Source organism: Klebsiella sp. P1927 (assembly GCF_018204675.1).
Classification (GTDB): Bacteria; Pseudomonadota; Gammaproteobacteria; order Enterobacterales; family Enterobacteriaceae; genus Klebsiella; species Klebsiella pneumoniae.
In genome coordinates this window covers 5202484-5214546 of sequence record NZ_CP073377.1, presented here as the reverse complement: position 1 = coordinate 5214546, position 12063 = coordinate 5202484, and the positions used below count along the sequence as shown (strand labels likewise).

12 protein-coding genes are annotated in these 12063 nt (G+C 60.2%); 5 read left to right on the top strand and 7 right to left on the bottom strand.

The annotated features are described in order from the left end of the window. Positions 1 to 13 precede the first annotated feature (13 nt). The 3 genes from murP to KB892_RS25930 all read left to right on the top strand — a co-directional run bounded on the left by murP (position 14) and on the right by KB892_RS25930 (position 2898). Positions 14 to 1447: a PTS N-acetylmuramic acid transporter subunit IIBC gene (gene murP, locus KB892_RS25940; protein WP_002923111.1), complete on the top strand. Its 1434-nt coding sequence runs from the start codon at positions 14 to 16 to the stop codon at positions 1445 to 1447. A gap of 151 nt (positions 1448 to 1598) precedes the next feature. Further along, complete coding sequence (locus KB892_RS25935) at positions 1599 to 2501, top strand: DMT family transporter (RefSeq protein WP_002923118.1); 903 nt, start codon at positions 1599 to 1601, stop codon at positions 2499 to 2501. A 106-nt stretch (positions 2502 to 2607) separates the two neighbouring features. Beyond that, positions 2608 to 2898, top strand: coding sequence for a YicS family protein (locus KB892_RS25930; protein ID WP_002923120.1), 291 nt, complete (start codon positions 2608 to 2610; stop codon positions 2896 to 2898). 3 nt (positions 2899 to 2901) lie between these two features. On the opposite strand, the gene KB892_RS25925 is transcribed toward KB892_RS25930, so the two are convergent. From KB892_RS25925 to galB, 4 genes are read right to left on the bottom strand one after another with little or no spacing between them, the layout of a single operon-like run. Further along, on the bottom strand, positions 2902 to 3765 hold the full coding sequence (locus KB892_RS25925; protein WP_004199125.1) for an NAD(P)-dependent oxidoreductase: 864 nt from the start codon (positions 3763 to 3765) through the stop codon (positions 2902 to 2904). Positions 3766 to 3767: 2 nt separating this feature from the next. Further along, positions 3768 to 4853: a 4-oxalomesaconate tautomerase gene (locus KB892_RS25920; protein WP_002923142.1), complete on the bottom strand. Its 1086-nt coding sequence runs from the start codon at positions 4851 to 4853 to the stop codon at positions 3768 to 3770. Beyond that, positions 4854 to 5567, bottom strand: a complete 714-nt coding sequence (locus KB892_RS25915; protein WP_002923144.1) for a 4-carboxy-4-hydroxy-2-oxoadipate aldolase/oxaloacetate decarboxylase — start codon at positions 5565 to 5567, stop codon at positions 4854 to 4856. Further along, positions 5564 to 6304: a 4-oxalmesaconate hydratase gene (gene galB, locus KB892_RS25910; protein ID WP_002923146.1), complete on the bottom strand. Its 741-nt coding sequence runs from the start codon at positions 6302 to 6304 to the stop codon at positions 5564 to 5566. The genes KB892_RS25915 and galB overlap by 4 nt, the downstream gene beginning before the upstream one ends. A gap of 127 nt (positions 6305 to 6431) precedes the next feature. Here galB and KB892_RS25905 point away from each other — a divergent pair, with 127 nt between their 5' ends. Next, positions 6432 to 7658, top strand: a complete 1227-nt coding sequence (locus KB892_RS25905) for a LysR family transcriptional regulator (protein WP_002923147.1) — start codon at positions 6432 to 6434, stop codon at positions 7656 to 7658. Here the strand turns inward: KB892_RS25905 and KB892_RS25900 are convergent. The 3 genes from KB892_RS25900 to KB892_RS25890 all read right to left on the bottom strand — a co-directional run bounded on the left by KB892_RS25900 (position 7655) and on the right by KB892_RS25890 (position 11454). Then, positions 7655 to 8917, bottom strand: coding sequence for a gallate dioxygenase (locus KB892_RS25900; RefSeq protein WP_002923152.1), 1263 nt, complete (start codon positions 8915 to 8917; stop codon positions 7655 to 7657). The genes KB892_RS25905 and KB892_RS25900 overlap by 4 nt on opposite strands. Before the next feature lie 13 nt (positions 8918 to 8930). Next, positions 8931 to 10301 (bottom strand): MFS transporter, encoded by a 1371-nt coding sequence (locus KB892_RS25895; protein ID WP_002923153.1) that lies wholly within the window; start codon positions 10299 to 10301, stop codon positions 8931 to 8933. A gap of 211 nt (positions 10302 to 10512) precedes the next feature. After that, a complete protein-coding gene (locus KB892_RS25890; RefSeq protein ID WP_002923154.1) occupies positions 10513 to 11454 on the bottom strand; it encodes a LacI family DNA-binding transcriptional regulator in 942 nt (313 codons plus the stop codon). Between the two features lie 293 nt (positions 11455 to 11747). On the opposite strand from KB892_RS25890, the gene KB892_RS25885 reads away from it, so the two are divergent. Beyond that, positions 11748 to 12062, top strand: a complete 315-nt coding sequence (locus tag KB892_RS25885) for a PTS sugar transporter subunit IIB (RefSeq protein WP_002923155.1) — start codon at positions 11748 to 11750, stop codon at positions 12060 to 12062. Position 12063 lies beyond the last annotated feature (1 nt).

The following is a 12063-nucleotide window of genomic DNA, read 5'->3' as shown; positions in this document are numbered from 1 at the left end:
CAGGTAACGGGCAATGGCAAAAATAACGAAAGAGATGATAGCGCGGATCCTCGCCCACGTGGGCGGCGCCGCAAACGTCGCGCAGGCGGGCAACTGCATGACGCGCCTGCGCTTGACCCTGCGCGATGAAAGTCTGGCCGACAGCGCCGCCATCCGCCAGATTGACGGCGTGATGGGGGTGATCGTCAGCGACGAGCAGTTCCAGGTGGTGCTCGGCCCCGGCAAGGCGCAAACCGCCGCCGAAATGATGAACGGCCTGCTGGAGGCAGCGCCCGCCGCCGCGCCGACGCTGGCCGACGTCGCGGCGGAGAAAAAGCAGGCGCTGAAGGGCAAGCAGACCAGCGCGGTGCAGAAGTTTCTCGCCAAATTCGCCACCATCTTTACGCCGCTGATCCCCGGCTTTATCGCCGTTGGGCTGCTGCTGGGCTTCGCCACCCTGGCGGAACAGGTTTTCGTACTGGAGAACGCCCATCCGAACGCCAGCCTGGTGGCGCTGATTGGCTATATGAAGGTCTTCAGCAAAGGGATGTTCACCTTTCTGAGTATCCTGATTGGCTATAACGCGCAGAAGGCGTTCGGCGGCTCCGGCGTGAACGGCGCGATTATCGCCTCGCTGTTCGTGCTGGGCTACAACCCGGAGGCAACCAGCGGCTTCTACGCCGGCATTTCCACCTTCTTCGGCCATGGCATCGATCCGCGCGGCAATATCATCGGCGTACTGATCGCCGCTATCCTTGGCGCGTGGGTTGAACGCCAGGTGCGGCGGGTGATGCCGGCCAACCTCGATATGATCCTCACTTCGGCGGTGACGCTGCTGATCATGGGCGCGGTGACCTTTACGGTGATCATGCCGATTGGCGGCTGGTTGTTTACCGGCATGTCGTGGCTGTTCCTGCATCTTAACGGCAACCCGTTTGGCTCGGCGGTGCTGGCCGGCCTGTTCCTGCTGGCGGTGATGTTCGGCGTCCATCAGGGGTTTGTCCCGGTCTATTTTGCGCTGGTGGACGCCCAGGGCTTTAACTCGCTGTTCCCGATCCTGGCGATGGCCGGGGCCGGGCAGGTGGGGGCGGCGCTGGCGCTGTTCTGGCGGGCGAAGCGCGATTCGCTGCTGCGAACCCAGATTAAAGGGGCGATTATTCCGGGCTTCCTCGGGATTGGCGAGCCGCTGATCTACGGCGTCACCCTGCCGCGGATGAAGCCGTTTGTCACCGCCTGCCTCGGCGGCGCCTGCGGCGGGTTCTTCGTCGGACTGATCGCCTGGCTGGGGCTGCCGGTCGGCCTGAACACGGTGTTCGGTCCGTCCGGTCTGGTGGCGCTGCCGCTGATGACCTCCGGCAGCGGAATTTACGCCGGGATGGCGGTCTACGCCGGCGGGCTGGCGGTCTCCTACCTGTGCGGTTTTGTCCTCACCTGGCTGTTCGGCAGTAAAAATGTCGATTTAAGCTAGAACGCGACTATCGGTTAATGCCCGGCGGCGGCTTCGCCTTACCGGGCCTGCAAAATAGTTACGCCGCCGCGCCCGACTACCATTTCCTGCCCCGCCGCCCGGGCGCGCGCATGCTATGATTCCCCTTTGTCATATTTCGCTTGAGGAAAAGATGGGCTCCAGCAAAAAAGGGATGCTGAACGTACTGATTGCCGCCGTGCTGTGGGGCAGTTCCGGGGTGTGTGCGCAATTTATTATGCAGGAAAGCCAGATGTCGTCGCCGTTTCTGACCATGACGCGTCTGCTGTTCGCCGGGCTGATCCTGCTGATGCTCGGCTTTGTTCACGGCGACCGCATTTTCCGCGTGCTGCAAAACCGCCGCGACGCCCTCAGCCTGCTGTTTTTCTCGCTGTTTGGCGCGCTAACCGTGCAGTTCACCTTTCTGATGACCATTGAAAAGTCCAATGCCGCCACGGCCACGGTGCTGCAGTTTCTGTCGCCGACGATCATCGTCGCCTGGTTCGCCCTCGCCCGCAAAGCGCGTCCCACTCCGCTGGTGCTGGGGGCTATCTGCACCTCGCTGGCGGGCACCTTTCTGCTGGTGACCCACGGCAACCCAACGACGCTGTCGATTTCGCCGGCGGCGCTGTTCTGGGGGATCGCCTCGGCGTTTGCCGCCGCCTTTTATACCACCTATCCTTCAACGCTGATTGCCCGCTACGGGACGCTGCCCATCGTCGGCTGGAGCATGCTGTTCGGCGGCGCGATGCTATTGCCGTTTTACGGCGGCCAGGGCACCGATTTTGTGGTTAACGGCAGCCTGCTGTTAGCTTTTTTCTACCTGGTGGTGATCGGTACTTCGCTGACCTTCAGCCTCTATCTCAACGGCGCGCAGAAGATTGGCGGCGCAAAGGCCGGGATCCTAAGCTGCGCCGAACCGCTGAGCAGCGCCCTGCTGTCGCTCCTGCTGCTGGGGATCACCTTCACGCTGCCGGACTGGCTGGGCACTCTGCTGATCCTCGCGTCGGTGGTGCTGATCGCCATCGACTCGCGGCGGCGGGTGAGAGCCGCCTGAGCAGGCGATAAAAAGCGCATTTTCAATAAGTTAAACTGACCACTATTTGCGTGTTTTCCCGCCTGCGCATATAGTTGACGGAAGCGATTACGGAAGGAGAAGCCTGATGAAAGCATGTTGGATGGTATGCCTGGTCACCGCCCTGAGCGCCACGTCGGCGTGGGCCGAATCACCGCTGCAAAGCCTGCAGTTCGAGCAGCAAAAACAGCAGGTGCTCAAAGCGGTGAAGGAAAAATGCGCGCCAGCAAGCCACCTCAGCGACAACGATTTTGCCAATAAAGTGCTGGCGACCGACGGTAACAAGAACGCGGTCCGCGAAGCAACGCTGGCGAAGGAGCGCAATAACCAGAAAAGCTACCAAGCCGCAATCGACAAAATCGTCTGTCCGGCCAAATAGCGGTTATTTCAGCCTCGCGACCAGCGTTTTCCAGTCAAACGGCGTAAGCTGCCTGTAGCTCAGGCTACGGGCGGCCATCTGCTCCGGCAGCTGGCGCTGGCTTTTCGCGATCGCCTCGCTCATTATCCCGGCGCTCCCCACGTCACGCAGGGTTTTCACCACCTCTTCCATCTCTTCGCTGCGCCGAATGCCATGTTCCGCCACCCGGCTGATCAGATAGTCGGGGAACGCGCCTGTCCAGCCCAGAGAGGGGAAACTATGATGCAAGGAGCTAAGCACCTCCTCCTCAACGCCGTATTCACGAGCCGCGAACAGGCATTCTGTGGTAAGCGCTTCAAGACCTTTGATCATCACGCTACGGCACATTTTTATCGCCGACACCTGGCCCACCGTACTGGCGCCATAGCGGGCATTCAGCCCCAGCCCCTGCAGACGCGGCGCGATCGCCTCCGCCTGCGGCCCGCCGATCAATAACGGTGTCTGCAATCGGGCCGGCGGTACCGGCGCCATCACCGCGACATCGATGTAGGCGCCCGGCAGAAAATGTTCAGCCGCCTGCCGTTTCGTCTCCGGCGCCACGGAGTTGAGATCGAGGAAATATTGTCCCGGCTGCAGCAGCGCGGCCGCCTGCTGCGCCACCTTTAGCGCCTCACCGGCGGTCACAGTAGAAAAAACCAGCGTGGCCCCCTCCAGCGCCTGCGCCAGCGAATTTCCCACCTGAACGCGCGAATCACGGGCTTTCCTGAGCATTGCCTCTCGCTCCGGGCCATTGAGCTTGCAATCCCACATGGTCACCGCATGCTCACGGGCCAGATCCGCCGCCAGAATGCCACCCGCCTCGCCAAAACCAATAAACGCGATTGTCATCATCACTCCTCACGCGGCCAGACGCGGGCCGGAATAAAAACCTCGCCAGCAAACAGCAGTCGCGCTGTGCGTAACAGGCCGCAGCCAGCCAGGGCGCCGTCAGCATCAAGCTGAAGCGTCACGCTAAATTCGCCTGTCGGATGCTCGACGCTGAGCAGCGGCGTATCGCCTGGCGCTACCTGCGCCAGGCCCTGCGCGACAGAGCCGGGGAGCAGACAAGCGCTGGCCACGCTCACCGCGCCAAATACGCCGATCGACGCGTGGCAGCGGTGGGGGATAAAGGTGCGGCTGCTGATGGCGCCGCCGTGTCGCGGCTCGGCGATCAGGGTCATCTTGGGCACCGTGCGCTGGCTGACGTCGCCAAGCTGCATCAGCGGCCCGGCCTGCAGGCGAATCGACTCCAGGCGACGTTTAAGCGCGTCGTCATTATCCAGCTGTTCGCGCGTCTCATAGCCGGTGCAACCGAGGTCGCACGCGCGCAGCAGGATCACCGGCATACCGTTATCGATGCAGGTCACCTCGACGCCGTCAAAACGATCACGAACCCGGCCGGTCGGCAGCAGGGCCCCGCAGCTGGAGCCGGCGACATCAAGAAAATGGAGCAGGATCGGGCTGGCGCTGCCCGGCACGCCATCGATACGACTCTCGCCGACGTAGTCGACCCCGTCGGCATCGCAGGGGATCTCTGCCACCGCCAGTTGCCCCGTGTTCTCCATAAAAATACGCACCCGAGTGAGCGGCGCATCGTAGCGAACCAGACCGCGCTCGATGGCGAAAGGGCCAACGGCGGCGAGAATATTGCCGCAGTTTTGGCCATAATCCACGGTAGCCGCCGCCACGTTCACCTGGGCAAACAGATAGTCCACATCGGCGTCAGGCCGTGCGGAGCGGCGGATAATCGCCACTTTGCTGGTCAGCGGATCGGCGCCGCCGATCCCGTCAATTTGCCGGGGATCAGGCGAGCCCATCACCGCCAGCAGCACCGCATCACGTCGCACCGGATCGGCAGGCAGATCGTCGGCCAGAAAACAGGCCGCTTTAGAGGTGCCGCCACGCATCCATAGACAGGGGATTCCGCGTTGCGCCATTTATTCCTCCACCTCGTCTGCGCGGTCGTAATACCGCAGGCCCTTTTCCGCCAGACGCGGACGCATAGCGTAAATATCCAGCCCCAGCTCGCCATTGCGCATCCGCTCACGCTTCGCAAGCTCATTGCTCATGCGGGCTTCCGCTTTATGGAGCACATCACGGACCCGGGCGTGAGGCAGCACCACGACGCCATCGTCGTCGGCCACTACGACATCGCCCGGCTGTACAAGCTGACCTGCGCATATCACCGGGACGTTAACCGAACCGAGGCTCTCTTTCACCGTCCCCTGGGCATAAACCTGACGGGACCAGACGGCGAATCCCATTTCCCGCAACGTTTGCGAATCACGAATGCCGATATCGCCCACCAGCCCGACCACGCCGCGCGATTGGAGAGACGTCGCCAGTAGATCGCCGAAGAAGCCATCGCCGCACGGCGAGGTCGGGGCCACCACCAGAATATCGCCGGCGCGGCACTGCTCGACCGCCACATGAAACATCCAGTTGTCGCCAGGCGTCACCAGCACGGTTACCGCGTTGCCCGCCCGGCTGACGCCCTGCTGAATCGGACGGATTGCCGGCCCCATCAGCCCCTGACGATCCCAGGCTTCATGGAGCGTCGCCACCCCGGCCGCCTCACAGCGGCGCAAAACCGCCTCGTCATGACGCGGCAGATGGCGGATCACAAGGCCTTTTTTATTTATCAGGTTCATGCCAGGTTCTCCGTTACGCGGGGGAAGATGCTCTGGAAGGCTTCGCCGTGAACGATATCGCGCGCGGCCGTGATGCCGATATTGCGCTTGGCCTGCACCCCGCGCTGCAGCGCCACGCGGGTGTAGTATTCCCACAGATGCTCCTGACCCTGCATGCACTGAATGGCCTGATACTTTTTCTCCCAGACGGCGGTGATGTCCAGTAACACATCGGGTTTCCAGTTGCACTGCTCCGGCTGGTGCGGTTCGAAACAGTAAACCGGGGGAGCAGCGACAATTTTCTCACCGGGGCGATAGCCCTCTGCCTGGGCGATAATCCGTGCTTCCTGCGCCAGATGGGAGGCCAGCGGATGATCGTAGTTATAGGGATCGTGCAGGGAGTGCGTCAGGACAAAGTGGGGCTGGATACGGCGATACACATCCGCCAGACGAAATAGCGTCTCTTTATCGGCGCGCAGCGGATAGTCACCGATATCAAAGAATTCGACGCTGGCGCCCAGGATCGCGGCGGCGGCCTGCGCCTCTTCGCGACGCACCTGCTTCACCGCCTCCTCGGTCATGTTGCCTTTACGCCACAGTTTGGCGGACTCGCCGCGCTCGCCAAAGGATAAACAGACCACATGGACCTGATAGCCCTGCAGGGCATGCAGCGCTATCGCACCGCCCGCGCGCCAGACGAAATCGGCCGAGTGGGCGCTGACGACAAGGGCACTTTTTTCGCTAACCGGATGAGACATGATGGCTTCCTCTGTTGTTTTTTTCAGCTTGTCATGTCCCGTCGTGGGGAGGTAATTCGTTAACTTGCGAAGGCTATGATTTTTATTTATGTTGTCGTCTCACTCACTTTTTCAGGCCTGACGAACAATGCTAAAGAGAAAGCACGATAAAATTATAAATATCATGCAGCTGCGCTTTTTCTGTCAGGTCGCGCTGCGCGGTAGCGTCTCACGCGCGGCCGATGACTTATTCCGCACGCAGTCAGCGATAACCCGGGCTATTCGCGATCTTGAAGCCGCGTTGAACGTCACGCTGTTCGAACGCCATTACAGCGGCATGGTGCCCACCGAGTATGGTAAGTGCATCCTGCCGCGCGCCCGGCGGGCGATTGACGACCTGCAGGCCATTCCGGCGCTGCTGCAGAAGCACCATACCCGCAGCAGCGGCCCGCTGGCGGACGCCGGCTGGCTGTTCAATACCCGCCGCTTAGCCATTTTTATTCAGCTCTATCACGTCAACCATACCCAAACCGTCGCGCAACAGTTGGGGATCACTCAGCCGGCGGTCAGTGCCGCGCTTAAGGTCCTGGAAAAAGGAGCGGATTCGGCGCTATTTCGCCGGACGCCAGAGGGGGTGCGTCCCACGCCTGCCGCGGAGCTACTCTATCCCCCGGTGAGCAGAGCGCTCAACGAGCTGGAAAACATCTGGAGCGATCTCGCTGCCCGTCGCGGGGTGCTGGAGGGCACCGTGCGCATTGGCGCCCTGCCGCTGAGCCGGACCCGGCTACTGCCCTCCGCCATCGCCGCCTTTCTGGCCCAGCACCCGGGCATCACCCTCATGACCAATGAAAGCCCGTATGAGTCGCTGGTCGCCGATATGCGGGCAGGTAATATCGATTTTATTATCGGCGCCCTGCGCCAGGATGAAGATCTTCCGGACCTCTGTAGCGAAGCGTTATTCGAAGAGGATATGTTGATTTTACTGCGTAATAACCACCCGCTGCTGCGCCATCCGGACCCGCGCAGCCAGCTGGCGACAGCGCAATGGGTGCTGCCGCGCGCCAACGCGCCGGCGCGCAATTTGCTGGATAAGGCGTTTGTCACCCTGGGGCTGCCGCTGCCCCAGCCGACGGTGGAGACCGGGGATGCGGCGATGGTGCGAGGATTGCTGCAGGGCTCCGACATGCTGGCGGCGGTCTCCGCCAGCCAGATGCGTTTTGAAACTGACAATGGGCTGCTCAGCGTGTTGCCGGTTCCCCTGCCCGATACCACCCGGCGTATCGGGCTGACGTTTCGCGCCGGCAGCCTGCCCTCCCCGGCGACGCAGGCGCTGTTGCGTTTTATTTATCAGCAGGTTCAGGACGGGGCCGTTTAACGTTTACCCGCCACCGAATAGGTTACCTGCTGGTTGCGCGTTTGCTGAAACGCCTCCAGCGTCTGCCCGCGCATCGCGGCGTAAATATGCAGGTTGGATACGCCGACCACCGCGCCCATTTTCTCCAGCAGGAAGAAGCTGGCGCCATATTGAATTAATCCCCGCCAGTCGCGCGCGTTGAGCAACTGCTGTTCCTCCTCACTCAGTCCGGCTTCGGCATAAAGCGACTGAGGCGACTGCAGAAAACGTTCACGCCAGGCAGGCTCAATCAGCCGATGCAGGAAACGGTTAAGCCGCAAGCCATTCAGGCTGCGCTCGTGGGTAAAAGGATAGGTTCCCGGCAGTTTCTCCACCCCGGCCAGCTGCTGCGCCATATGCTGGCGATGGCGCGTCAGGGTATCGACGGGGGGCAGGCGCGCATTGTTCTCAAGGATCAGCGTGGCGATACCGGTCATCGAGGGCAGGTAATAGTCGCGCCAGGTTTCGGTGACATTGGCTGATAGCGCGCCGCGCATCACCAGCCACATGATTACTTCGGACCCCTCCATCCCCCCCAGCTCGGCATATTCGCCAAGGGTCATTTCGGTAAGCTTTTCCGGGTCATTAACCAGCATATCAACAAACTGGGCATCCCAGTCGGGATTATTAAATCCGCAGCGCTCGCCATGAACCTGATGCGAGAGCCCGCCGGTCGCGACAATCGCCACATTGATATCTTCCGGGAAGCTTTCAATCGCCCGGCGCAGCGCCTGGCCGAGTTTGTAACAACGGCGCGCGCTTGGTACCGGAAATTGCAGCACGCCGATCTGTAACGGGATCACCGCCGTCGGCCACCCCTGCGCTTCATCCCAGGGCAACAGCGCCGAAAGCGGCGAGAAAAGGCCGTGGTCGAGCTTTTTATCCATAAAGAACGACATATCAAACTCGTCGGCCATCAGGCTGGCGCCAATGTGCCTTGAGAGCGCCGCGTTGCCCTGGACCGGCGGCAGGCAGCGCGGTCCGCCTCCCTCATCGGCAACGTCATATTGACTATCGATTCCCAGCGTAAAAGTCGAATAGTGATCGAAGAAAAAGGCGGTCACATGGTCATTAAAGATGTATACCAGCGCATCCGGTTTTTTCTCCTCCAGCCAGCGCTGCAGCGGTTCGAAGCTCTGGAAGATCGGCGCCCACGCCGGATCCTGCTGTTTATGATGATCGACCGCGAAGCCGATAGTCGGGGTATGAGAGACGGCGATACCGCCGAGAATGTTAGCCATCAGATAACTCCACTTATCGGTGTTCGAGGGGGGATGACAAAGCGTCAAGTTCTGCCTCTGTGAGTCGAGGCTTAGCGTGATTCATACGGTGCAACAAAATACAGATCCCCGCCAGGCAGGCCGGCAGCGCAAGCACCAAAAAGATCGACGAGTGTCCCGGCACGGCCAGCATCAGCATCCCGCCCAGCGTGGAGCTGAGGATAGCCCCGGTACGGCCGATACCATGCATCCAGCTGACGCCGGTAGCGCGGATCTCGGTTTGATAATAGGCGGGCGAATAGGCCTGCAGACCGTTCTGCGCGCCGTTAATGCACATCCCGCTGATAAAAATCAGCACCGACAGCGCCGCCGAACCGAAATCCATCACCCCCTGGGACAACAGGCACAGACAGCCGAGGAAATAGGTTGCCGCAATCACGGCTTTCGCCGAAGCGCGATCCATCAGCATACCGACAAGGATCCCGCCCAGCGGGCCGCCGAGCTGGAACAAGCCGGTCATCATCGCCGCCTGCTGCAGCGACAGGCCGCCGGAGCGGAGAATGGTTGGCAGCCAGCCGTTCAGCAGGTAAATCACGAACAGCCCCATAAAATAGGTTAACCACAGCGCTATCGTGCCGCGGGCATAGCCATGCCGGAACAGCTGCGCCACTTTGCTGCTCCGCGTGATGGGCGGCGCATTCAGCTGGAAAACGGTTTCAGCCGTAAACTGGCCCCCAAGCCGGTTAAGCGCCCTGGCGATCTGCTCGCCCGGTAGTCGGCGCGCCACCATGTTCATCGCCGACTCTGGCAACATCACGATCATAAAGGGGAGCACCACGAGCGGCAGCACGCCGCCAAAAACCAGCGCCGAGTGCCAGCTGTAATGCGATAACAAACCGGCGGCGATAAAGCCGCCGAGGCCGGAACCCACGTTAAAACCGCTGTACATCAGGGTGATCATCACCCCTTTACGCCGCTCCGGCATATATTCCGCCACCAGCGTGACGCAGTTGGGCATTACGGCGCCAAGGCCAAGGCCGGTGAGAAAACGCATCAGCGCCAACTGCGTCGGGCTTTGCGCCACGGCGCCGGCCAGGCTGAACAGCGCAAACAGCGCCACCGACCAGAGTAAAATTCGCTTTCGGCCGTAGCGGTCAGAAAGCGGACCCGCTACCAGGGCGCCAATGGCGACGCCGAACATGGCCGCCCCAAGAATCGGCCCCATTTCGGCCCGGCTGATGCCCCAGTCTTCGATGAGCGCCGGGGCGACAAAGCCCATCACCGCGGCGTCATACCCATCCAGCATAATGATGATGAAACAGAGCAGCAGCACGTTCCATTGAAAGCGCGAGACCGGGCGGGTATCTATCCACGCTTTCACATCGACAACGTTCGTGTGATTCATAGGGTGACTTCCTCAAGCAGGCGGTACGAATGTTCTGGTTAGTGTTTTTTGAGTGGAACTTTCGTACTCAACTTAAGGCAGGTCACGCAGGCTGTCCGGTTCGAAAATCCGGCGTCAGATATGAGTTTTATTTATAATGTGAGGGATACGACAAAAACCAGCCAGCAAAAAACCCGCAGCCAACGGCGGCGGGTCAGGGCAAGAGCAGCGTTTAGTGCTTCGGAATAATTAAATCGCCGCGCAGCGGGCTGCCGCCCGGGTTGTCCGTTTTCTCGGTCAGCCAGTTGACGATCCGCGATGCCATCGCGTCCATGGAATATTCAATCGCCGGGATAGTCGGGATACCGGGCAGCTGTAACGATCCGGCGAGGCTAAACACCATGACATTTTGCGGAACGGCGCGGTTAAACGCCTGCAGCTGCGGCACCACGCGCTGCGCCTGCTGTTCATCGCTCACCAGCAGCGCGTTAAAGTTCAGCGTCGTGGCGTTATTGACCAGCTCCTGCACCGCCACCGACGGCGAGGTATTATCCAGAAACACCAGGTTGCGATTAAACGGCAAAAAGTTTTTTTCCAGCGCGTGCTTGTAGCCCAGCAGCACCTGGTCGGCAAAGCCGCTGCTCTGCGGATGAATCAGCGCAATCTGCCGTCTCCCCTGGCTAATCAGATAGTGACAGGCGGTTTCGGCGGCGAAAGCATGATCGAACTGAATACTGTTGTCGCCTTCGCTATCGAGGCAGTCCACCAGCACCACGTCCGGGCGGTTAATATTCAGAGGAAAACGCGCGCCGATGATTAGCACGTTATCGCACAGCCCGCAGGTCAACTCCTCCAGAGAGTTCATCACGCCGTGGCTGGTGTTGGCGAAGCGCAGCAGCAGGTGTTTCTGGTGCTGGCTGAGCTGTTTTTCCAGGGCGTAGAGATAGCTGGTGGTTTGGTTGATGTTGTCCTGGGCGCAGATGACGCCGATGCAGCCGGTGGACTGGCTGAGCAACGACTGGGCTATCATGTTTGGCCGGTAATTGAGCGCTTCCGCCGCCTGCAGCACCGCCTGACGACTGGCTTCCTTCACGCCACGTGAGCCGCTCAACACTCGCGACACCGTGGCTTTGGAAACCCCGGCAAGTCGTGAAACATCATTGATTGTCGACATCATTTTCCCCTGCGCGGGCGCCGCGTCCCGCCAAAATCCTGTAAACCTGAATCGCTTCAATTATGACCAGCGCAGTATATCCATTTCGCCATTTGTTTGGAAACCGATTTTCCATTTCAGCGCAAAACATCGCCAAATCGACAGAATAATGTGAGCGAAATCCAATAAATCCGCCCTATAAGCAGGAGATCTTGACCACTATCACAGTTCTGCTTTTTATAAATGGAAACCGGTTTCCGTCTGATATCAAATCACCCACGCAATAACTTTTTACATTTTGAGGATGGTCGTCGATGTACAAGATTATGCTGTGCTGCTCTGTCGGGATGTCCACCAGTCTGCTGGTCAGAAAGATGGTTGAGGCGGCGAATGAACGTGACCTGCCGGTGCAGATTGACGCCTATGGCGTTTCCGAATTTGACATGCAGTTTCCGCAGTATCAGGTGGTGTTGCTTGGCCCCCAGGTGAAATACATGTTGAAAACCCTGTCTGACAAAGCGGCTTCCCTGAACATTCCCGTTCAGCCCATCGATACGATGGACTACGGTATGCAGCGGGGAGACAACGTCCTGAATTATGCTCTGTCGCTGATCCCAGCGGCGCACTGAG

Coding starts and splice junctions, on each gene's coding strand:
- murP (WP_002923111.1), top strand. CDS start 14: ATGGCAAAAATAACGAAAGAGATGATAGCGCGGATCCTCGCCCACGTG.
- KB892_RS25935 (WP_002923118.1), top strand. CDS start 1,599: ATGGGCTCCAGCAAAAAAGGGATGCTGAACGTACTGATTGCCGCCGTG.
- KB892_RS25930 (WP_002923120.1), top strand. CDS start 2,608: ATGAAAGCATGTTGGATGGTATGCCTGGTCACCGCCCTGAGCGCCACG.
- KB892_RS25925 (WP_004199125.1), bottom strand. CDS start 3,765: ATGACAATCGCGTTTATTGGTTTTGGCGAGGCGGGTGGCATTCTGGCG.
- KB892_RS25920 (WP_002923142.1), bottom strand. CDS start 4,853: ATGGCGCAACGCGGAATCCCCTGTCTATGGATGCGTGGCGGCACCTCT.
- KB892_RS25915 (WP_002923144.1), bottom strand. CDS start 5,567: ATGAACCTGATAAATAAAAAAGGCCTTGTGATCCGCCATCTGCCGCGT.
- galB (WP_002923146.1), bottom strand. CDS start 6,304: ATGTCTCATCCGGTTAGCGAAAAAAGTGCCCTTGTCGTCAGCGCCCAC.
- KB892_RS25905 (WP_002923147.1), top strand. CDS start 6,432: ATGCTAAAGAGAAAGCACGATAAAATTATAAATATCATGCAGCTGCGC.
- KB892_RS25900 (WP_002923152.1), bottom strand. CDS start 8,917: ATGGCTAACATTCTCGGCGGTATCGCCGTCTCTCATACCCCGACTATC.
- KB892_RS25895 (WP_002923153.1), bottom strand. CDS start 10,301: ATGAATCACACGAACGTTGTCGATGTGAAAGCGTGGATAGATACCCGC.
- KB892_RS25890 (WP_002923154.1), bottom strand. CDS start 11,454: ATGTCGACAATCAATGATGTTTCACGACTTGCCGGGGTTTCCAAAGCC.
- KB892_RS25885 (WP_002923155.1), top strand. CDS start 11,748: ATGTACAAGATTATGCTGTGCTGCTCTGTCGGGATGTCCACCAGTCTG.